Source organism: Pseudoalteromonas sp. 3J6 (assembly GCF_903995135.1).
Lineage (GTDB): Bacteria > Pseudomonadota > Gammaproteobacteria > Enterobacterales > Alteromonadaceae > Pseudoalteromonas.
In genome coordinates, this window is the sequence record NZ_LR877185.1 from 3,717,946 (window position 1) to 3,737,574 (window position 19,629).

Genomic DNA, 19,629 nt, shown 5'->3' on the forward strand with positions numbered 1-19,629 from the left:
ATGAAGTGGCAATAAAGGGGAGTAAAAATGGCAAACTGCTGAGCAATTGTGGCAAAAAAATGGCAATTGTGTTTTTAACCGTACTTAGCGCAAAAACTTCGCTATAGTGCGCCTAAGTCAATATGAGTAATTAATAAAAATGAAAAAAATAGCTATTGTTGAAGATGAAACTGCCATTCGCGAAAACTACATAGAAATGCTGAGCGCTCAAGGCTATCAGGTAAGTGGTTATGAAAACCGCCCTCAAGCAGAAGTAGCTTTTAAAGAAGCACTCCCCGATTTAGCCATTGTTGATATTGGCTTAGGCCATGAAATAGATGGCGGCTTTTTACTGTGCCAAACTTTGCGTTCACTTTCTAAAACCTTACCAATTATTTTTTTAACCGCTCGCGACAGCGAAATAGACACCGTATGCGGCCTGCGCATGGGCGCCGATGACTACTTAACCAAAGATATTAGCTTAGCGCATTTAGCCGCGCGTATTGGTGCGCTATTTCGCCGCATGGAAGCATTAGAGCAACCCGCCGATGCCAACGCATTAATAATTCGCGGTCAACTAACACTCGACACGCAACGCATGCAGGTGCTTTGGCAACAACAGTTGGTTGATTTAACCGTAACTGAGTTTTGGATGCTGCATTCACTCGCCCAACGACCTGGCCACGTTAAAAGCCGTAATGAGTTAATGAGCGATGCTAAAATTTATGTAGACGACAGTACCATTACCTCTCATGTAAAACGCATTCGTAAAAAGTTTATAGCACTCGATAGCCAGTTTGACTGCATTGATACCGTGTATGGCATGGGTTACAGGTGGGAGCAACCCACATGCTGAGATTTGGCCTACGCAGTAAATTTATTCTACTTTCATGCTTTTTGTTTTTGTTGCCATGGTTAGGCTACGAATACGTATGGGAAATGGAAAAGTTTTTACGCCAAGGCCAAGAAAAAACGCTAGTAGGTACTACACGCGCACTGGCAACGGCTCTGCACGAACGCCCCGCTTTATTTGACGAACAAACCAACTTTTTAGATCAAGTTGTAAAAGGCCGCGATCTCTATGCTTATAATTTAAAGAGTCCAATTCAACTCGATGGCAAACTCAGCGACTGGGACGCTTACCAATCGCTATTTTGGCTTTATGACAAACGCTACTTACAAACAGCCAATGATAACCATCAACTGAGCAACTTATCATTTAGCCACATGGTAGGTAAGTTTGATAATTACTTATATGCTGTATTCAAAGTCACAGATGACACTGTAATTTACCGTGCTAAAAACAGCCTCAGCATTACCAATAATGACTATGTAAAAATTGGCCTAAAAAACCCTGATGGGCAATTTAATACTTATATTATTGCTCCGCGCCAAGATGGCTGGGTCAACGCATTTGATGCCAACAGTAAAATGCCTTTTACTAAAATTCAGGGTTTCTTTAAAAAAACTGAAACAGGTTATAACCTTGAGCTGCGCTTTCCTTTGAATATGCTTGGCAATAAACTGGGATTTGCCATTGCCGATGTTGATAGTAAACAACCAAACCAACCCCCTAGTATTATGTCTACATCGAACTTAAATAACCCGAATGATTTAGGTTCGGTACTGGTGCCCTCCCCTGAAATAAACCGTATATTAAAAGGCATGGGCCACAGCGGCAGTCGCATTTGGGTGGTCGATAATCATCACCGTGTATTAGCGCAATCGGGCAGCATTCAAAATGCCGATGGTGTATGGGCCGATGGGCTAAAAAATCAAGCGCCAAAAACTGCGTGGCAGCGCTTTGAACAGGCCTATTTACATCCTTTGTATTATAAAATTTTAACCCGTCCTGAAGATGAATTTATAGATACCTTACACGATGTAGCTTCAATGCAAGGCGCTCATTTAGCCAAAGCACTTAAAGGCAAACCGGCCTCGTCGTGGCGGCTCACTCCCGATAACAAAGCGGTGATATTATCGGCTGCGTATCCTATTTGGATTGAGGATAAAGTTATTGGGGCAGTTATAGCTGAAGAAACCACCAATGGCGTGCGTACACTGCGTAATAAATCGCTGGAAAAACTATTTAATGTGATTTTAGCGGTCATGTTAATTGGCACAGTCACTTTGTTCTTTTTTGCTTCGCGTATATCGAGCCGTATTAGGCGACTACGAGATGCAGCAGAGCAAGCCATTGATGCGCAAGGACGAGTAACAGGCCATATAAATTACAGCGATGCCAATGACGAAATTGGCGATCTGTCGCGTAGCTTTTCAAATATAGTGAGCCGACTTGGTGGCTATACCGATTATTTAGAAAATATGTCGTCGCGCTTATCTCACGAGCTGCGCACACCGGTTGCGGTTGTCCGTTCATCTCTTGAAAACTTACAAAGCTTGCAGCAAAGTGAACTGAGTCAAAAATACCTTGAACGTGCCAGCGAAGGGGTTGAGCGCTTAGGAAAAATAATTACCACCATGAGCGAGGCAACCCGCCTTGAGCAAAGCATTCAAAGCAATGAGCCAGAGCAGTTTGATTTACAAAAAGTAATTAGTGGCTGTATGCAGGGCTACCAACTTACTTATCCTAACCAGTTATTTACACTCAACATTTGCCAAAGCACACTATTGATGCAAGGTGCCCCTGAATTTATAGCGCAACTGCTCGATAAGCTAATTAATAATGCCTTGGAATTTAGTGAAGCTAACACAGCAATTGAAGTCAGCCTTAAGCAAAATGAAAACAAAGCAACCTTAACGGTAAGTAATACAGGTACCTTATTGCCTGAGGGACTTACTGAACATATTTTTGATTCCATGGTATCGGTGCGCAGCCAACAAATGCAGCAACAACCGCATTTAGGCTTAGGGCTTTATATTGTCAGACTGGTGTGTGATTACCACAAAGGCACAGTAACGGCGCACAATAATGAGCAAGGTAATGGGGTGGTATTTACTGTGAGCTTGCCACTTAATAACTAAAGGTTCCCTAGAAGCTATGCCTCTTTTTTTAACAAGCGATACAAAGTATCCATACGCTTATGCGCTTGCTGCACCTTTGCTTGCGCCTCAACTTTTATAGTTAAGATAAGTAGTAACAACAGATAAAAACTAGGCTGAGCTAATACGTCTGGGAACATCAATGAAACAAATGCGATATAAGCAAAACTGCCAAATAATCCCTTAAAAATATCAAAGGGTTTAGGTGAGTGTTTTTCAAACTTATCTTCAAGAACTCGTTTTTTTTCAGCTTCGCTTATCGCTAATTTTGCGTTAATTTGTTCTGGTGTCATTAAATTAAGTCCTTTTAAGATAAATACAATTATGGATATGCAGCTTTCACTATTAAGAATGATAAGCAAACTCAATTGTATCGCTATTTGGTAAAAGTGACGAGCAAAAAAGGCTGAAACGTCCTAGGGTCTGTTGACCTTTGCGATTAAAATTTGTTCAAACCAGGGGCGTTTAATCGCTGCGCGAGGTTTGTAACCTAGTGGGCTAAGTAAAAACCGAGCAAAGCTTCCACGTCCTGCTCACGCCCCTTACCTACATCCATGTAGGCAACAAAGAGTAAATCGCCCCTAGGCAGAACCCGAAGGGCAGCGCCTGTTTGGCATTGATGCTACGTTACCGCCTATTTATGGGGAATAACCACACTACATAGGCGCTGCCTTGCCTAAATACCAAACAGACTGCTGCAAATTCAACCTTGAAAGGTCAACAGACCCTAGTTATAGCAAGGACGTTTAAAAATGACTTAATGCAATATTACAATCAGTTTAAGTGACCTTGGGAGTGTTAGTGTTTAAAAACGCTTTAATGCAATCTATTTCAGCTTGTTTTACTGTCTCGCTTATTTCGGGGCCCTTTTTGCCGTTTTTAAGCGCGTCTTGCACTATCTGTTTTTTATCCATTTTTTGTAGTTCATTGTGAATAGCACGTAATTTAGCGGCTTGTGGATAGGGCTTATCCACCAGCGTTTCGCCTCGTCCTTGTGCATCACACTGGCACGCTTGAGTAAAAGCAATAAAACGCTCTGGATGCACTAGCGCATTTAAATTAGTGACGATTAATTTATGAATAGTTTGCGGTCTTAACTGTTCAAGCGTGTGGCAAAGGGTATGGTTATCACTGGTAAGCACGCCTATATCACGAAAGCGATTAGGTACTTTTAAACGTTCACAAAACGCCTCAACTACAGCAACCCCTTCACGTTCATGGCCGCGTAAATTACCGCGTTTTTTATAGCTTAGTGCTTTACCAAAATCATGAGTTAAAGCGGCAAAACGCGTTTCTAGGTTAAAGCCTAAATCGGCTGCTCGTCTAAGCACTAGCATAGTATGGACAAACACATCGCCTTCGGGATGATGATTTGCAGGCTGCGGGGTGTTTTTCATCTGCTCTATTTCAGGAAAAATACCTAATTCATCTAATGCTTGAAAATAAAGTTCAGGGTGTTTTTCGCCAAGCGCTTTTTCTGTTTCAAGCCAGACTCGCTCTGGTACTAGATGTTCCAACTCGCCTTTATTTTTAAGCTCATGCATTAATTCAGTAGTACTTGGATGAATAGACCAGTCACTACCATAACGCGCTAAAAAGCGAGCAATACGCAATACCCGAACAGGGTCTTCTACAAATGCGTGTGTGGTGTGACGCAGTATTTTATTTTTTAAATCAGCTTGACCATTAAAAGGGTCAATAATAGTGCCGTTTTCGTCTAGTGCCATAGAGTTAATGGTTAAATCTCGGCGTGCTAAATCTTCTTCAAGAGTTACGTTTGGGCTGGCATCCACCACAAAGCCGGTATAACCTTTACCACTTTTACGCTCAGTGCGCCCCAGTGCATATTCTTCTTTAGTGTTTGGGTGTAAGTAAACCGGAAAATCACTGCCAATGGGTAAAAATCCGAGCGCTTCCATTGTCTCTGGCGTTTCACCAATAACAACATAGTCATTATCTTTTGATTGTATGTTTAGCAGTTTATCTCGCACTGCTCCACCCACTAGGTAAACTTGCTTTAAACTCTGTTGCACTTTATTCCCAACCACTACTTTTAAGCTTTTCTTTGATGTTAATCATACCTAATAGTCATTAAAAAATCTGTGTTGTTTGCCAAGCTTTATTAAGCTCATTACAATAGCGCATTATTTTTTAATACCTAACAGCGAATGAAAAACCACTCAGCAAAAAAAGAACTTATGTTACTGCCCATCCTTTTGGTGGTTATTATTATGTGTGTTGCAGGGCATTTCTTGCTACAGGCTAATTTTCAAGACAGCCACTTGGTTGAGTATTTGTTAGCTGCAATCCCATTTGCTATGTTTGGCTTAGTAATAGTAGCCTTTAAAATGGCAGCCAAAAGTGAACAACAAGAAAATGATGAGTAAATAAGTTACTGATAGTTTTTTTCTGCTTTAGTGACTTTGTATAAATAGCGTCTTGATTCTGCACGTGAGTGCTTAGTGGTGAGAATATTATAAAACTGGCTTGCAGTAAGCTGATTTATTTGTGAAAACGCCACACTTCTATTTTTATTAAATATGCGCAGTACATTACCCGCCCCGCCGTTATAAGACGAGATCATGGCAAAGTGCTTACTTTTGTCGGTACTAATTTTGTTTAAGTAGTTATTTTTTAAAATACTTAAATAGGCGCTGCCAATATCAATATTATATTTTGGATTAAACAATACAGCTTTGGTTGGTTGCCCGGATACTTTTTTTATTTTTTGGTATACATCGCGCCCTGCGGTAGCCGGGATCACTTGCATTAATCCATAGGCATTGGATGAACTCACCGCATGTGGATTAAAGCTACTTTCGGTTTCAATAATGGCATAAATAAGTGCTGCCGATATTTGATATTTTTTTGCAGCCGCAAGCACATAGTCACTGTATTTTTGTTTTCTTAAATGGGCATTTTGCTCGACTAAATCAAAACTAACCGACGAAATAACGTGCCCATATTGACGTTGCTTTTTTAAGTTATTATTTACTAAATAACGCGCAAATCGATTAGCACGCCAGCTATATTTTATGGGTAACTTATCTTGATCGAGCACTTGTTGGTATAAAAACGGCTCGCCTTCTAAAATTGGCGCTTCGCTGGTAAAAATATCGGTTTTATCGGGATCGCTAGAGGTCAGTAAGGTCATAACAATGGCCTGCTGTAACAAGCTTATTGTATTTTTTAACGCGATGGTTTCTACTTTTACAGTGCCTTGCTCAAAATCAATAATGGCACGGGCTTGGTAATCATTACTGTATTTTACGTATTTTTTGGCACTAGGTTGCTGAGTGTTTTGTTTACCCCACTTGCGCCCAACAACGCTTTCTAATGCGGCTAAAAGCTGTTTTACGCTACCAACCTGTGCCTTAATAGAACGGTGTGTTTTTTGTGCTTGCTTGTGAATTGCAACCACGTCAGTAGGATCGTTTTTTACTTGCTTTACCAGTTTATTTAAATCAACAACGGGCGGTAAACCCGACAGTGATTTACAGCCACTTAAGCCAACTAGCAAAAGTATAAACGCATACTTTTTCACACAACATCCTAATAAACTTAATAAATCCTCATTTATTATAATACATGATAACCAAACCAGTCAGGTTTAATTGTTTGTGCTTGACCACTTGGGGTTAGTTTTATATTAAGCTGGCTATCGAGTAAGTCGATAGCAAAGCAATCATCAACGTCATGTAAATCATCTTTATGTAGATGGCTAAGCCCTGCGAGTAAATCATTTTTAGCGCGCTGTTTTGCTTCTTCACCACTGCTGGCAACATACAAAGCAAAGTCGTGTTGCTCTGCTAGTGAGTCGCTTCTGTAAGCACCTAAGTTAACAAAATAAAGCTGCTTATTTTGCTCTACATAACTATCAACCACCTCGACTTTATAACCATCAATGTGATTAACCGCCATGTAGCTATCCATGTGTACGCTATTTTTGTCGCCTACCCACTGACTTTTAAGCTTGCTATAAGTTTGCTCAATGTTTTGACCTACCACAAAGCGTACGTCGTGCATTTCTATGTGGCAACCTTGAATACGCCCACCTAAATACACCATAAATAACTGCATGCTCACTTCCTTTTTTAAAATTACATTAAGCTATCTACGTCAATTTCATGCTTTTTAATCAGCTTATAAAAATCAGAACGATTACGCTTGGCAAGCTTGGCACCTTCGGCCACATTACCCCCTGCCATTTTCAGGGTATTGATAACGTAATCTCGCTCAAACTCTTTTTTAGCGTCGTTAAGCGAAAGTGGCTCAACGTTATTTTCATTGCTATTTAACGCACTAAGCACTAAATGTTCAGATATAACGTCACTTGGTGTTAAGGCAACCACCTGCTCCACTACATTTTGTAATTGACGAATATTACCTGGCCAATCATACCTTACCAATGCATGCATGGCATCGTTTGCAAAACGTTTTTCTTTTTGCTCCATACGTTTTGCAATATTAGCGCTAAAAAAGTTAGCTAATAAGCTAATATCTTCACGGCGCTCTCGCAGCGGAGGAAGTTTGAGGTTTACTACGTTTAAACGATAATATAAATCTTCTCTAAACTCTTGATTGCTAATAGCTTCAGGCAGGTTTTTATGGGTCGCTGAAACAATTCGCACATTAATGGGGATCTCTTCTTGAAAACCGACTGGGCGAATAGTTTTTTCTTGCAGCACGCGTAATAACTTAACTTGTAAATTTAGCGGCATATCACCAATTTCATCTAAAAATAAGGTCCCCCCTTGCGCTTGCTGAAACAGGCCTTGGTGATCTTTTACCGCCCCTGTAAATGCGCCTTTTTTGTGACCAAATAACTCCGATTCTAATAACTCACCAGGGACTGCACCACAGTTAATAGCCACAAATGGGCCATCACTAACATGGCTGTGCTGATGAATTGCCTGTGCAAGCAGCTCCTTGCCCGTACCACTAGCACCAGAAATAAGTACATTTACCTGAGTAGGACCTAGTAATTTAACTTGCTCTAGCAAATGCAGCATAGCGCCACTGCGAGTAACAATATTGCTTTGCGGAGTAATATCATCATTATTCACCCCATGTATTTCTATGGCTTTAGCTAAGCTATCGAATAGCTCATCTTTATCAACTGGCTTAGTAATAAAGGCAAAAATACCTTGCTTAGTCGCCTCTACCGCATCAGGAATTGAACCATGAGCCGTCATCATAATTACAGGTAGTGCTGGGTAGCGGCTTTGCAATTGTCGGTGCAGTGCCATTCCATCCATTTCATCCATTCTTAAATCGGTGATCACCGCATCAAATACTTGGCTTTTAAGTATTTGTAATGCATTCATGCCACTATCACACGTTGTTACTTCATAACCTTTTGATTGAATTCGAATTGCCAGTAACTGCAGTAAGCTGGCATCGTCATCAACGAGTAACACTTTAGCGCTTGATGGAAGTGTGACTGACATAGTTACTGCTCCTTGGTTTCTTCACGTAATAAAAGTTGCTGTTCAATTGCAGCTAATGACGATAAGGTTTTTTGCATTTCAGCGTTTAATGCTTGCTGTTGTTTTTTTGCATTTATTTGCATTAATACCTGCTGCTTTTGCAGCCATAAATAGTGTTTTATATCGTCTGGCCAATAGTAAGCTTGATCTAGCTTAAGCAATTGACTCATAACAGTATCAGGGTCGCGACTAAGGTTGGCGCATGCTGTATTAAAAAATGCCTTAAGTGCTTGCTCCCCTAAGTAAGTTTTATTGTCAGGCGTTAATTTAAAGCCACCACACTGATGGGCATGCCATGCAATAACTTGCGCTGCGGGCGGATACATAAGATCTAGTTTTGGCCGCGGCTTTGGATTGGGCTGGTTGCTTTTATTATCAGGCTGAGTTTGAGCTATTTGCTCAGGTTTAGCTGGTGTTTGAGTGTTGGTTAATTCACACCCAGATAAAAAAACGAGACTGCTGGTTAGCCATAAAATAGCCATTAAACGCGCAGACATATTATTTAACTCCTTTATTTTTATAGGGGATGACAATGTTAAATCGGCAGCCTTGCGGCTCATTATGCTCAATAGTTAACTTACCCTGTAACTGTTCAACAGACTCTTTTACTATGGTAAGGCCTAAACCACTGCCTTGAAGACTAATCTCTTTACTGTGTTTACCTTGATAAAAAGCGCCAAAAACATGTTCTTTTTCATGCTCTTTAATACCACAGCCCTCATCAGCAACCTGTATAATTAAGTTATTACTTTCTAAACTTAAACTAATCGACACAGCTTGGTTTGGCTTTGAAAACTTTAGACCATTAGAGATTAACTGAATTAAAATCATTTCAATTAATTCTCTCGGTAAATTAAGTGCAACTGTCGGTAAGCTATTGTGCCAAATAAGCGACTGCTCTCGTGCATTTAACCTATGTTCAAAATGATTACTTACCTTTTTTATTAGCTGGTTAAATTCCACTTCACTCACATTATCTTTACTGGTTCGAATCGCGTTATAGCTTAACAAGCTGTCTATCATAGTGCGTAATCTCACCATAGATTGACTGATTAACCCAAGCACTGCTTTTTGCTCATTATTAATTGGCCCAACAATTTCATCGGCTAATAACTCAGTGCCCTCAACCATAGAGGCCAAAGGCGTTTTTAATTCGTGAGTAACATGGCGTAAAAACGTATCTTTTTGCTGCTCTAGCATATGCAATTGCGCTTGCACCCACTGCAACTTGTTACCTAGTTCAATGAGTTCAGCTGATCCCTGCACTGATATTTTTTGCTGCCAATCTCCTTGGCCTAATTTATCAATAACGGAGGTTAAACCTTTTAAACGGCCACTTATCCGCCATAAAAACCCACCGCCAACAAGTAAGGTTAAAGGCGTAAGTGCCACTAACCAGTTTATAAAGGAGGCTTGTAGATTTGTTAGTTTAATTTGGTTTTGAGTGATTTTGGCTTCATTGGTTTCGCGCAACCACATTGTTAGCTCTGCCAGTATTTCACTAATTGGCACAAACAACTCTGCTTGCTCACGAGCTTCAACCACCAATTTGGTATGCGCTGTTTTTAGCGTATCTGTTAACTGCTGCCATTGCTGATTGTCTATTGGGCTGCTAGAAAGCCGTTTAAGCTCATTTATATTGTCCAGCGATGACTGCCATTTATCCACGATAAGTTTATCGAGCGAATCGCTTTTTAAAACCCAGTTTTGCCTTGTTGCCCTTTCTAAACTATTGAGCTCTTGTTTAAGTGCATTAAACGACTTGGTTACTTGGTAGTTATTACTGACAATTTGCTGTGTGACCGCTAATTGTTTATTTAATACATTTAAAAATACAATAACCACAATAGACAAAGGCAAGAGTGACAACAGCATGCTCATTACAAACTGGCCAATCAAATTAGGACGCCAATTCACCAATGCTTTATATTTTTCAGCCATGATTACAGGCATACACTAATCCTTCACTACTTTTAAGCGCTCTATTATTAAGCGCTCAACTTATACACTCGCTGAACCAAATACATTTTTGAGAGTAAAACCGTTGCAATGTCGCACAATTGCGACAAGTTAAGCACTTGATTTAAAAATAGTAAAAAACCCTAACTGAGAAAATGTTGCATAAAACACACAAGCGTCGGTAAATATTACCTATTAAAAACACGCTAGAAAGTTAAACCTATGATTTTTAATAAAAATAAAAGCTGGCACCATAATTGTATTACGCTTATAAATATTAATTTTTAAAGGCCAAGGAATGACTAAAGGTTATTTAAAATCGACTGTATTAATAGCGTTATGTTTCACAAGTATCCATTCATTTGCGCTTGATGTGAACACAGCATTTTACAGCCTAGATAAGGACAGCAACGGCACATTAAGTGAAGCGGAAGCTGGTGAAGATGCATTACTGCATGAGAATTTTGCACAAATAGATAAAAATGAAGACGGACAATTATCGTTCGATGAATTTAAACAGTTTGTTAAATAAAGGAGTATATTTATGAAACAATTAATTGGTGCTTTTTCACTACTATTTTTGGCTATTAGCGCAACGGCATTGGCATCGTCGTTAAATGTACGTTTTATGCATTTAGATAAAAATATGGATGGCCAAATATCGCTTACAGAGGCTAAACAAGATAAACAGCTGCTCAAGCAATTTACTGATTTAGACAAAGACAATAACGAGATGATTTCTAAAAAAGAGTTCGATAACTTTAAACTTTAAGCTTAGATTCAAGTTTCGTTTTGTAATATAGAGTTAAAAGCATTTGCCATAATCCCTGAGGGAGTGTGTAAACGGATTTAATGTTGGGAGTTAAATTATGGCAAGTGCTTTCTTTCAATACTGCAGCAATTTAAATACACCTTGGAACGCCAACTATGAGAATACTGCTTCCCTTTATTGGTGCTTTACTTTTTATCAGCCAAAGTGCATTCGCACTTGATGTAAAGCAACGCTTTGACCATTTGGACAAAAATAATGATGGATATTTAACCCACAGCGAGCTTGCTGCTCAGCCTCAGCTATTAAACTCATTTTCAAATTGGGATGAAAATCAAGACAACAGAATTTCTTTAGCTGAGTTTAAAAACTACTTAACCACTAACCTGCTCTGAGCATTTATATGAAGCATTTTCAAAATATTATTTTACTAACACTGACTGTTTTTAGCTGTATGAGTTTTGCAACAAGCAGTTATATTGCTGAAAAATTTGAAAAACTTGACCGCAATCAGGATGGCTTTTTGACTCGCTCTGAAGCCGCCAGTGATCCTGCTTTATGGTCACGCTTTGGCAGTTATGACCGTGACAAAGACACACAATTATCATTAAGCGAATACAGTTTGTACGCCAGTAAATAAATTGCCTCCTCAAACAAAGCTTGGTTAACAATATCAAGCTTGAGAAGGTTTAACTCTCATTGTTAACACATCCTATTTCCCCCTTAACTTGTTGCTTGCTTTAGCTAAAAGCTGACTTATACGACGCTTAATAAATTATGCTATTGGTATTCTAAATTTGAGTTTGCTACTGTGATAGTTCAAATAATAACAATGTGCGTCTTATGCAACTGATAAAAATAATAAAACCGATATTACTAGCAAGCCTTTGTGCCGTCACTAGCGTGGCAATAGCACAAACTCAAGTCATTTATAATGCTAATGGCTACTCACCTTTGTATAAAGGAAAAATGCGCCATGGCGAAGTAAACACATTTACAACCTTAGTTATAAAAGATGGCAAAGTAGTTAAAACAGGTCCAGACAGCTTAAAAAATAGCTTTCCTGGTGCAACCCTAATTGACGCGAAAGGAAAAACTCTACTCCCAGGGCTCATTGATGCGCATGGACATGTCATCGGGCTAGGTAATAATTTGTCGCAACTTGATGTGCGCGGTGCAAAGTCGGTAGATGAAGTAACCGCTAAACTCAAGGAATTTTCCAAAGATAAAGAAGGTTGGATCATTGGTCGAGGCTGGAATCAAGAACTATGGTCAAATACTCGCTTTCCTTCGGCCGCTGACTTAGACAAAGCAGTTAACGATCGCCCTGTTATTTTATCGCGAGTAGATGGTCATGCCATTTGGGTTAACTCAAAAGCATTAGAACTTGCCAATATTAACGCTGACACATCAGCCCCAGCTGGCGGAGAAATTATAAAAGATGAGTTTGGTAAGCCTACCGGCATTTTTATCGATAAAGCAGAAACCTTGGTTACTCAACATATGCCTGCAACGTCTGCACAATCGGTCAGTAATGCATTAGATGCCGCAGGTAAACACTTACTGAGCCTAGGCATTACCTCAACTCATGATGCAGGTATTGATAAAACCACATGGCAAGTTTACAAACAACGCGCCGAGTTAGGCACATTACCGCTTAGAATTGTAGCGATGTTAAGTGCAGCAAGCCCCGACTTAAGCGCTATGCTTAAAGCGGGTCGTTATCAAGATGCACAGGACTTTTTATCTATCCGCAGTGTAAAAATTTATGCTGATGGCGCATTAGGATCACGTGGTGCTGCGCTTATTGAAGAGTACGCTGATAGAGCCAACCATTTTGGTCTTATGCTTGAAACCCAACAAAAGCTAGAGGAACTATTTACCCTGACTTTTAAAAATGGTTTTAGCGCTAACACGCATGCAATTGGCGATAGAGCAAATAAAATTGTGCTAGATGCTTATCAAAATGTATTTAAACAAACCGGTGGCATACTACTGCGCAATCGTATGGAGCATGCACAAATAGTCTCGCCAGAGGATATCCCGCGCTTTAAAACCCTGAAAATAATTCCATCTATGCAACCTGTGCATGCCACATCAGACATGCATATGGCTGAGCAGCGTTTAACCGACAAGCAACTACAAGGCGCTTATGCTTGGCAAACATTTTTAGACCAAGGTTCAACGATTGCGGCGGGATCTGATTACCCTGTCGAACTGGCGAACCCGTTTGATGGTTTATATTCTGCGATAACGCGCATGGATCATAATCAACTGCCTGAAAACGGTTGGCGCGCCAGTGAAGTTTTGAGCAGGGAAGATGCATTGCGTGCCTTTACCCTTGGCGGCGCGTATGCAGCGCATCAAGAATTTAAAGTAGGTAGTTTGGAGCAAGGTAAATGGGCTGATTTTATACTGATTGATCAAGACTACTTTAAAGTGCCTATTGAGCAGCTTTACAAAACTCAGGTGCTGCAAACGTGGATTGCCGGTAAATTACGCTACCAAAAAGATTCAGCAAAGTCTGAGTAAAAACAAAAAAGGGTTAACTTAAAAGTTAACCCTTTTTTGTATCAGCCTTAGACTGACGATATAACTTAATAATGTGATAAATATTGACCAGAGCTAACAAGCCGTTAGCAAATGCCACCGGCACAGAACCGATTGCTGCACCGTAAAAAGTAAACGCAATACAACCAAGTAAATTAAACCAACGTAGTTTGGTCACATCGGTCATGGTCAAGGATATAACTAATAATGCAGATGCTAAATAACCTAAATATTCCCAACTCAATTGTTCTCTCCTAGGCTTTAGGTTAATATTACCAGCTAAATTTTAGTACATTATTAAAAACTGCTACGTAGCAGTTTAAATAAAAAAGCTAACTTACCAATAAAACCTTAAAATATGCTGGTTTTACCCACAATTTTTTAATCATTACACGGTAGAATGAAGGCCATTTAACGCCATTAAATAAATAACGGCGTGGGTAAGTTAGCGTAAATTCTTAATCTTAATGCTATCGTCATTAAGGTGTAATAAATAGGACAATTGTCCGAAGAGCATGATTGATGTTTCAATACCATTTTTCCAGTTACCTTGTTGAACAGCTGCTGACATTTGCCGGCAGTAGTTATCAGCAATCAAAAAAAGAAATATTAATACAGCAAGACCAACCACTCACTAAGTTGGTATTGGTGCGAAGTGGTACTGTATCGTTTAGTTACGATGTGGGGAATGGTCGCCGCCTGCTGCTTGGTCAACTCGACTGCAACAACACTTTAATTGGTGAAATTGAAGCACTGAATAATAACCCGTGTATTTATACGGTAACCTGCTTCAGTGATGTTACGTACAATCTTATTGAGCTAAAGCATTGGCGTTCATTATTGCTCGATAAACCAGAATTGAGCCTATACACGGCGCAAACAATTGCTGCTAAGTTCCAAGAAAATCAAAAGATTAACTTAGATAAACTGTTGCTTCCCTTAAGCTACAACATTGCTAAAGACTGCTTATTACGTGCAGAAAATAACAACCCTACTTTATTGCGCGCCTATCCTACGGTAAATGCAGAAGCTGAGCGCTTTGCAACCACTGAACGTGCATACCGACGGGTAGTGAGTGAGTTGGTAGAGAAAAATCTAGTGCAACGAAGCACCCAAGGGCTGCAAGCTGTCGATATTCCTAAACTCAGTGAATATGTAGATAGCTTTGCACAACTTTAAAGACAATAAAAAAGGCCATTAAGGCCTTTTTTATTGAGCAAAGTCACGTTTATTTTTCAAGTAAAATATCGTGGATTTTAGCTAAATCAGATTTACCTTCAATAATTTCATCCGGCGTTAACCCTGATAATTCATGCGGGAATACTAACCATTCTTCAGATTCATGAATGTAGTAATCTGGCACTGTATCTACTTTTGAGTTTTTTGGCTTGTAGTATGGACAAGCAATACGAATATCACTCGGTAAGTTTAAACGCATTAGCTCAGAGAGCTTCTCTTTTAGCGCCACGATGCTTCGACCTGAGTCAAATACATCATCCACAATCAGTAATGAATCACCCGCATTCGCGTTTTCAACTATGTAGTGTAAACCATGTACTTTTATTTCTTTTGATTGCTTACCAATACCGTAATAAGACGACGTACGCACCGCAATATGATCGGTTTCTATGCCTTTGTAGTCATAATATTCTTGAACTGCAATCCCGATTGGAGCACCACCGCGCCATATACCAATAATAAAATCTGGACGAAAGCCATCTTTATACACTTGTGCCGCTACGCGGAATGAATCTTCAAGTAATTGTTGAGCCGTGATATAGCACTTTTCTGACATAGTAAGGATCCCAGTGGTATGTATAATATTTGAGCGAGGTTTAAATGAAATAGATGCCCAAACACGTATTGGCGAAGGATTTTACCGTAAATAAAACAAAATTGCTTGTATGGCGGATAAAAAAATAGGCACCCTTAGGCACCTATTTTTTAACTAATTGCTTAGTCTGAGTTGATTATGCTTTTTCAAGCAAGGTGCGCGCTACTGTACGCATACCTTGTGTAGTTGCACCTGAAGCCCACTGGCTAGTACCACCACCCATATTAAATGCTGCCGCTAAATCAATATGTACCCAACCTTTACCATCGTTTGGCACAAAGCGAGATAAGAAACCTGCTGCATTTGAAGCACCACCATAGCCACCGCCTTTTTGTGCACGGCTGTTTGCTGTATCGGCATACGGTGATGGGCAGTTTTGTTGATGCCACTTTTCAAGCGGTAATGGCCATGCGGCTTCCATTTCTTGTGATGCAAAGTCTTCTACTTCACGTACTAGCTCTTTATCAAGGGCAAATAACGCGTTGTATTCTTGACCAACGGCAACAAGGGCTGCGCCCGTTAATGTTGCTGCGTCAATAATAAGTGGTGCACCCGTCTCACCTGCCGCCATTAGGCCATCAGCTAATACTAAACGGCCTTCAGCATCTGTGTTTACAATTTCAACGGTTGTGCCATTTTTGTAGGTAAGAATGTCACCTAGTTTGTATGCATGACCGGAAATTAAGTTCTCTGCACAACATAAAAACAGCTTAATGCGCTTTTCTACACCACGATTAATGGCCAGCGCTAAACCTGCAGTTACCGTTGCAGCTCCGCCCATGTCGCACTTCATGCCTAACATGCCTTCGCTAGATTTAATTGAGTAACCGCCTGAGTCAAATGTAATACCTTTGCCTACAAGTGCTGCGCTTACTGGTGCGTTATCATCGCCAGTTGGGTTGTAATCAAGCTCAAGTAATACAGGTGGGCGTTCACTACCACGACCTACAGCATGAATACCAATCCATTGCTGCTCTAATAGCGCATCGCCTTTTATTATTTGGTAGCTAACATGCTCTGGTGCCAGTGATTGAATAAATTCAGCCGCTTTTTCTGCCAGGCTCTCTGGGTAAATGTCATCGGCGGTGCCGTTAACCATTTCACGTGCCCACGTTGCTGATGCTTTTAAATCAGCAAGTTCTTTTAAATCAGATTGTGCATTATCAACAAACTCAACACCGTGCAGTACTTTTGGTGATACAAAGCCTTGGTAAAATGCCCATTGGCTCTCTGTACACCAAACATCGCCTTCAAGCACAACACTTTTAATGCCTTGGCTTGCAATAGTACGACCCGCTTTTTGCACGTTTTTTAATGTTTCTTGCTCAGATAAATGAACCGTTGCGCCGTGTTCGTTAAAAGATAGTGACGCACTTTCGCCCCAGTGTCCTGGTGCCGATTGCTCGCTTAATTGAACAACAAATTTTTCACTCATGTTAGAATATCCTTGCACTTAAATGTATGGTTGAGTTTACTATAGCGCGCCTAAGTTCCCAACAGCTTGCGGTAAATAACCTCAAATAGACCGCAAAGTCTTATTTTACTTAACCTGAACTCTGGTTATATAAGGAAGTCATTAATGAAATACACCCCGCCATTACAATCTGCTACGTTATTAAAACGTTACAAACGCTTTTTAGCTGATTTAGAGCTCAGTGATGGCAGCACTTTTACCGCTCACTGTGCTAATACGGGGAAAATGACGGGCTGTGCAGACTCTGGTTTTAATGCCTTTTATTCCACCAGCAGTAACACCAAACGAAAGTACCCACAGTCATTAGAGCTGACGCAAAATAACTTATCACAGCTTATTTGTGTAAATACAGCCGTTGCTAATAAAGTAGTAGAAGAAGCGATTAACGCTGAAGTGATTAAAGAGCTGACAGGCTATCAACAAGTCCAAAGTGAAGTGAAGTATGGCAGTGAAAACAGCCGCATCGACTTTTTACTTACCCACAGCAGTAAAGCCAATTGCTATGTTGAAGTTAAATCAGTGACTCTCCTAAGTGAAGAGCATCCACAAAGCGGCCAAGGTTACTTCCCAGATGCGCAAACAGTTCGTGGGCAAAAGCATATTCGTGAATTAATCGAAATGGTAAAACAAGGGCATCGTGCGGTATTACTATTTTCGGTGCTACATCAAGGGATCACACAAGTGAGTGCGGCGGCACATATAGATTCAACCTATGCACAATTACTAAGCGAAGCGATTGAGCAAGGCGTAGAAATATTAGCTTATAAAGCCCATATTTCTGCTAGTGAAGTAACTTTAGTTGAGAAAGTGGCGTTTGTTGAGTAAAAGCGCGCATTTAAACGTTGGTATTGCGCTACGCCAAAAAAATACTTAGTCAAAAAGTAAAAATAAGTTGTTTTTATTATTATTGCCCATATAACTACGCCAGTTTATAAACCAATACTGTGATAAGAAAGTATAAGTAGTACTTTTACTACTTTTATATCACCAAACAGGGTTAAGCTAATTCGATTATTTAAAAATAAATTTGCCTAGGGTATGAGTTTCTGTTATTTATACCGCCGGCTAATGCTGGGGCATTAAATTAAGGATTTAGGAGAGAGTTATGCCAGACCAAAAAAGACATGGTTTATTGGCTCAAGCCGGTTTAGAACCATACCAAGAAAAACCGGGTGAAGAGTACATGAATGATGCACAACGTGCTCATTTTAAAACAATTTTAGAAACTTGGCGTAATGATTTACGTAACGAAGTTGATCGTACCAAATCACACATGCAAGACGAAGCAGCAAACTTTCCTGATCCCGTTGACCGCGCAGCACAAGAAGAAGAGTTCTCATTAGAGCTTCGTACTCGTGACCGCGAACGTAAGTTAATTAAAAAAATTGAAAAAACAATTATATTAATTAAAGAAGACGAATTTGGCTTTTGTGAGTCTTGTGGCATTGAAATTGGCATTCGTCGCTTAGAAGCGCGCCCTACTGCTGATTTATGTGTAGACTGTAAAACACTTGCTGAAATCAAAGAAAAGCAATCTGGACGCGGCTAATTAAGTATAGCCATGTCTTCTACAGCCGTTACTGCGCAAGTATCTAACTATCGCGGCCGATTTGCACCGTCCCCTTCCGGACCGTTACATTTTGGCTCACTTGTGGCGGCTGTAGGTAGCTACCTAGATGCAAAAGCGAACCAAGGAAAGTGGTTAGTTCGCATTGAAGATATAGACACCACTCGCGTTGTAAAAGGCGCCGCCACCGATATCCTAAATACCTTAGACGCCTATAACCTCAATTGGGATGAAAACGTTGTGTACCAAACACAGCGTCTTACTATTTATCAAGATGCCGTTCACGCTCTGTCACAACAACAGCTTGTTTATGCCTGCCAGTGCTCTCGTAAGCAAATAAAAGCCCTCGGCGGCATTTATCAAGGGCAATGTAAACACAGCCAACTAAGTGAACAAGGTCATGCCCTACGTTTAACTCAATGCTATGCAACCGTTGATTATAAAGACCTTATTCAAGGGCGTATTGACGTGGACCCAGCTCTCGCTCATGAAGATTACATAATAAAACGCAGCGATGGTTTATTTGCCTATCAACTGGTGGTGGTTATTGATGACATTGAGCAGGGGATTAATCGTATTGTGCGAGGCGCTGATTTAATTGAACCGACTGCGCGTCAAATTAGCTTATTTAAACAGCTAAATTGCCCTATTCCAGAGTTTGCTCATTTGCCTTTGGCTGTAGCAAAACCAGGGTTTAAACTGTCTAAGCAAAATTACGCCCCTGCAATTTGCAAACAAAATCCAAAGCCCACTTTAATAGCTGTATTCGAATTTTTAGGCTTGCCAATACATGAGCAACTAATGGATTTAAATACAGAACAATTACTCGCTTGGGGCGTGGCGCATTTTAACTTAAGCCTTGTTCCTGCTAAGCGCGAAATACAGATTTAACCTCCCATTACGTATTACGTGTGATTAATTCAAATAAAATCGTTAAAAATGGCTTAATTTCAGTGCTGCAACTTAATTTTTTTACCTTGCTGGTATATGATAGCCGCCTAAATA

General features: G+C 40.2%; 22 protein-coding genes. 12 read left to right on the plus strand and 10 right to left on the minus strand.

Annotated features, from left to right (window positions below; all coding sequences use genetic code 11):
- The first annotated feature begins 139 nt into the window (after positions 1–139).
- Positions 140–835: a proteobacterial dedicated sortase system response regulator gene (gene pdsR / locus P3J6_RS17020; protein ID WP_008111124.1), complete on the plus strand. Its 696-nt coding sequence runs from the start codon at positions 140–142 to the stop codon at positions 833–835.
- Positions 829–2,964 (plus strand): proteobacterial dedicated sortase system histidine kinase, encoded by a 2,136-nt coding sequence (pdsS, locus tag P3J6_RS17025; RefSeq protein ID WP_198523617.1) that lies wholly within the window; start codon positions 829–831, stop codon positions 2,962–2,964. Before pdsR ends, pdsS begins: the two co-directional genes overlap by 7 nt.
- Positions 2,965–2,978: 14 nt before the next feature.
- On the opposite strand, the gene P3J6_RS17030 is transcribed toward pdsS, so the two are convergent.
- Positions 2,979–3,275 carry a hypothetical protein gene (locus P3J6_RS17030; RefSeq protein ID WP_198523618.1) on the minus strand — a complete coding sequence of 99 codons (297 nt, stop codon included), beginning with the start codon at positions 3,273–3,275 and terminating at the stop codon, positions 2,979–2,981.
- A gap of 486 nt (positions 3,276–3,761) precedes the next feature.
- On the minus strand, positions 3,762–5,015 hold the full coding sequence (locus P3J6_RS17035) for a multifunctional CCA addition/repair protein (RefSeq protein ID WP_198523619.1): 1,254 nt from the start codon (positions 5,013–5,015) through the stop codon (positions 3,762–3,764).
- Between the two features lie 135 nt (positions 5,016–5,150).
- Between P3J6_RS17035 and P3J6_RS17040 the strand changes: the two genes are divergently transcribed.
- Complete coding sequence (locus tag P3J6_RS17040; protein ID WP_036981490.1) at positions 5,151–5,369, plus strand: hypothetical protein; 219 nt, start codon at positions 5,151–5,153, stop codon at positions 5,367–5,369.
- A gap of 5 nt (positions 5,370–5,374) precedes the next feature.
- Here P3J6_RS17040 and P3J6_RS17045 read toward each other — a convergent pair whose 3' ends face one another.
- The 5 genes from P3J6_RS17045 to P3J6_RS17065 are packed head-to-tail and all read right to left on the minus strand — an operon-like array spanning position 5,375 to position 10,424.
- Positions 5,375–6,526 carry a murein transglycosylase domain-containing protein gene (locus P3J6_RS17045; RefSeq protein WP_198523620.1) on the minus strand — a complete coding sequence of 384 codons (1,152 nt, stop codon included), beginning with the start codon at positions 6,524–6,526 and terminating at the stop codon, positions 5,375–5,377.
- A gap of 35 nt (positions 6,527–6,561) precedes the next feature.
- Complete coding sequence (locus P3J6_RS17050; protein ID WP_198523621.1) at positions 6,562–7,062, minus strand: DUF1543 domain-containing protein; 501 nt, start codon at positions 7,060–7,062, stop codon at positions 6,562–6,564.
- Positions 7,063–7,082: 20 nt separating this feature from the next.
- Positions 7,083–8,432: a sigma 54-interacting transcriptional regulator gene (locus P3J6_RS17055; protein WP_054201833.1), complete on the minus strand. Its 1,350-nt coding sequence runs from the start codon at positions 8,430–8,432 to the stop codon at positions 7,083–7,085.
- 2 nt (positions 8,433–8,434) lie between these two features.
- A complete protein-coding gene (locus P3J6_RS17060; protein WP_198523622.1) occupies positions 8,435–8,968 on the minus strand; it encodes a hypothetical protein in 534 nt (177 codons plus the stop codon).
- Position 8,969: 1 nt separating this feature from the next.
- Entirely contained in the window at positions 8,970–10,424 is a 1,455-nt protein-coding gene (locus P3J6_RS17065; protein WP_198523623.1) for a sensor histidine kinase, read from the minus strand.
- Positions 10,425–10,728: 304 nt separating this feature from the next.
- Between P3J6_RS17065 and P3J6_RS17070 the strand changes: the two genes are divergently transcribed.
- From P3J6_RS17070 to P3J6_RS17090, 5 genes are all read left to right on the plus strand, one after another.
- The gene (locus P3J6_RS17070; RefSeq protein WP_138609158.1) at positions 10,729–10,962 is read left to right on the plus strand and encodes an EF-hand domain-containing protein; all 234 of its coding nucleotides are present in this window, start codon (positions 10,729–10,731) and stop codon (positions 10,960–10,962) included.
- 12 nt (positions 10,963–10,974) lie between these two features.
- Positions 10,975–11,202 (plus strand): hypothetical protein, encoded by a 228-nt coding sequence (locus P3J6_RS17075; protein WP_076918368.1) that lies wholly within the window; start codon positions 10,975–10,977, stop codon positions 11,200–11,202.
- 155 nt (positions 11,203–11,357) lie between these two features.
- Positions 11,358–11,594, plus strand: coding sequence for an EF-hand domain-containing protein (locus tag P3J6_RS17080; RefSeq protein WP_198523624.1), 237 nt, complete (start codon positions 11,358–11,360; stop codon positions 11,592–11,594).
- A gap of 8 nt (positions 11,595–11,602) precedes the next feature.
- The gene (locus tag P3J6_RS17085) at positions 11,603–11,839 is read left to right on the plus strand and encodes an EF-hand domain-containing protein (protein ID WP_138609162.1); all 237 of its coding nucleotides are present in this window, start codon (positions 11,603–11,605) and stop codon (positions 11,837–11,839) included.
- Positions 11,840–12,042: 203 nt separating this feature from the next.
- On the plus strand, positions 12,043–13,731 hold the full coding sequence (locus tag P3J6_RS17090) for an amidohydrolase (RefSeq protein WP_198523625.1): 1,689 nt from the start codon (positions 12,043–12,045) through the stop codon (positions 13,729–13,731).
- A 25-nt stretch (positions 13,732–13,756) separates the two neighbouring features.
- Here the strand turns inward: P3J6_RS17090 and P3J6_RS17095 are convergent, their stop codons facing one another.
- The gene (locus tag P3J6_RS17095; protein ID WP_138609166.1) at positions 13,757–13,993 is read right to left on the minus strand and encodes a YgjV family protein; all 237 of its coding nucleotides are present in this window, start codon (positions 13,991–13,993) and stop codon (positions 13,757–13,759) included.
- Between the two features lie 278 nt (positions 13,994–14,271).
- Here P3J6_RS17095 and P3J6_RS17100 point away from each other — a divergent pair, with 278 nt between their 5' ends.
- Positions 14,272–14,928, plus strand: a complete 657-nt coding sequence (locus P3J6_RS17100; RefSeq protein WP_076918373.1) for a Crp/Fnr family transcriptional regulator — start codon at positions 14,272–14,274, stop codon at positions 14,926–14,928.
- 49 nt (positions 14,929–14,977) lie between these two features.
- Here P3J6_RS17100 and P3J6_RS17105 read toward each other — a convergent pair whose 3' ends face one another.
- Together P3J6_RS17105 and pepB are read right to left on the minus strand one after the other, a co-directional pair.
- Complete coding sequence (locus P3J6_RS17105) at positions 14,978–15,544, minus strand: phosphoribosyltransferase (protein WP_010387648.1); 567 nt, start codon at positions 15,542–15,544, stop codon at positions 14,978–14,980.
- 175 nt (positions 15,545–15,719) lie between these two features.
- Positions 15,720–17,018, minus strand: coding sequence for an aminopeptidase PepB (pepB, locus tag P3J6_RS17110; protein ID WP_131691598.1), 1,299 nt, complete (start codon positions 17,016–17,018; stop codon positions 15,720–15,722).
- Positions 17,019–17,162: 144 nt separating this feature from the next.
- Here pepB and sfsA point away from each other — a divergent pair, with 144 nt between their 5' ends.
- The 3 genes from sfsA (at position 17,163) to gluQRS (ending at position 19,515) form a co-directional block, all read left to right on the plus strand.
- On the plus strand, positions 17,163–17,882 hold the full coding sequence (gene sfsA / locus P3J6_RS17115; protein WP_178956511.1) for a DNA/RNA nuclease SfsA: 720 nt from the start codon (positions 17,163–17,165) through the stop codon (positions 17,880–17,882).
- Positions 17,883–18,162: 280 nt separating this feature from the next.
- Entirely contained in the window at positions 18,163–18,606 is a 444-nt protein-coding gene (gene dksA, locus P3J6_RS17120; protein ID WP_008111170.1) for an RNA polymerase-binding protein DksA, read from the plus strand.
- A gap of 12 nt (positions 18,607–18,618) precedes the next feature.
- Positions 18,619–19,515 carry a tRNA glutamyl-Q(34) synthetase GluQRS gene (gene gluQRS / locus P3J6_RS17125; RefSeq protein WP_198523626.1) on the plus strand — a complete coding sequence of 299 codons (897 nt, stop codon included), beginning with the start codon at positions 18,619–18,621 and terminating at the stop codon, positions 19,513–19,515.
- Positions 19,516–19,629: the final 114 nt, after the last annotated feature.

Excerpts from the sequence above, each read along its gene's own strand:
- gluQRS (WP_198523626.1), top strand. The coding sequence starts at position 18,619 with ATGTCTTCTACAGCCGTTACTGCGCAAGTATCTAACTATCGCGGCCGA.
- P3J6_RS17040 (WP_036981490.1), top strand. The coding sequence starts at position 5,151 with ATGAAAAACCACTCAGCAAAAAAAGAACTTATGTTACTGCCCATCCTT.
- P3J6_RS17055 (WP_054201833.1), bottom strand. The coding sequence starts at position 8,432 with ATGTCAGTCACACTTCCATCAAGCGCTAAAGTGTTACTCGTTGATGAC.
- sfsA (WP_178956511.1), top strand. The coding sequence starts at position 17,163 with ATGAAATACACCCCGCCATTACAATCTGCTACGTTATTAAAACGTTAC.
- P3J6_RS17060 (WP_198523622.1), bottom strand. The coding sequence starts at position 8,968 with ATGTCTGCGCGTTTAATGGCTATTTTATGGCTAACCAGCAGTCTCGTT.
- P3J6_RS17030 (WP_198523618.1), bottom strand. The coding sequence starts at position 3,275 with ATGACACCAGAACAAATTAACGCAAAATTAGCGATAAGCGAAGCTGAA.
- pepB (WP_131691598.1), bottom strand. The coding sequence starts at position 17,018 with ATGAGTGAAAAATTTGTTGTTCAATTAAGCGAGCAATCGGCACCAGGA.
- pdsR (WP_008111124.1), top strand. The coding sequence starts at position 140 with ATGAAAAAAATAGCTATTGTTGAAGATGAAACTGCCATTCGCGAAAAC.
- P3J6_RS17090 (WP_198523625.1), top strand. The coding sequence starts at position 12,043 with ATGCAACTGATAAAAATAATAAAACCGATATTACTAGCAAGCCTTTGT.
- P3J6_RS17105 (WP_010387648.1), bottom strand. The coding sequence starts at position 15,544 with ATGTCAGAAAAGTGCTATATCACGGCTCAACAATTACTTGAAGATTCA.
- pdsS (WP_198523617.1), top strand. The coding sequence starts at position 829 with ATGCTGAGATTTGGCCTACGCAGTAAATTTATTCTACTTTCATGCTTT.
- P3J6_RS17085 (WP_138609162.1), top strand. The coding sequence starts at position 11,603 with ATGAAGCATTTTCAAAATATTATTTTACTAACACTGACTGTTTTTAGC.
- P3J6_RS17100 (WP_076918373.1), top strand. The coding sequence starts at position 14,272 with ATGTTTCAATACCATTTTTCCAGTTACCTTGTTGAACAGCTGCTGACA.
- P3J6_RS17065 (WP_198523623.1), bottom strand. The coding sequence starts at position 10,424 with ATGCCTGTAATCATGGCTGAAAAATATAAAGCATTGGTGAATTGGCGT.
- dksA (WP_008111170.1), top strand. The coding sequence starts at position 18,163 with ATGCCAGACCAAAAAAGACATGGTTTATTGGCTCAAGCCGGTTTAGAA.
- P3J6_RS17070 (WP_138609158.1), top strand. The coding sequence starts at position 10,729 with ATGACTAAAGGTTATTTAAAATCGACTGTATTAATAGCGTTATGTTTC.
- P3J6_RS17050 (WP_198523621.1), bottom strand. The coding sequence starts at position 7,062 with ATGCAGTTATTTATGGTGTATTTAGGTGGGCGTATTCAAGGTTGCCAC.
- P3J6_RS17075 (WP_076918368.1), top strand. The coding sequence starts at position 10,975 with ATGAAACAATTAATTGGTGCTTTTTCACTACTATTTTTGGCTATTAGC.
- P3J6_RS17080 (WP_198523624.1), top strand. The coding sequence starts at position 11,358 with ATGAGAATACTGCTTCCCTTTATTGGTGCTTTACTTTTTATCAGCCAA.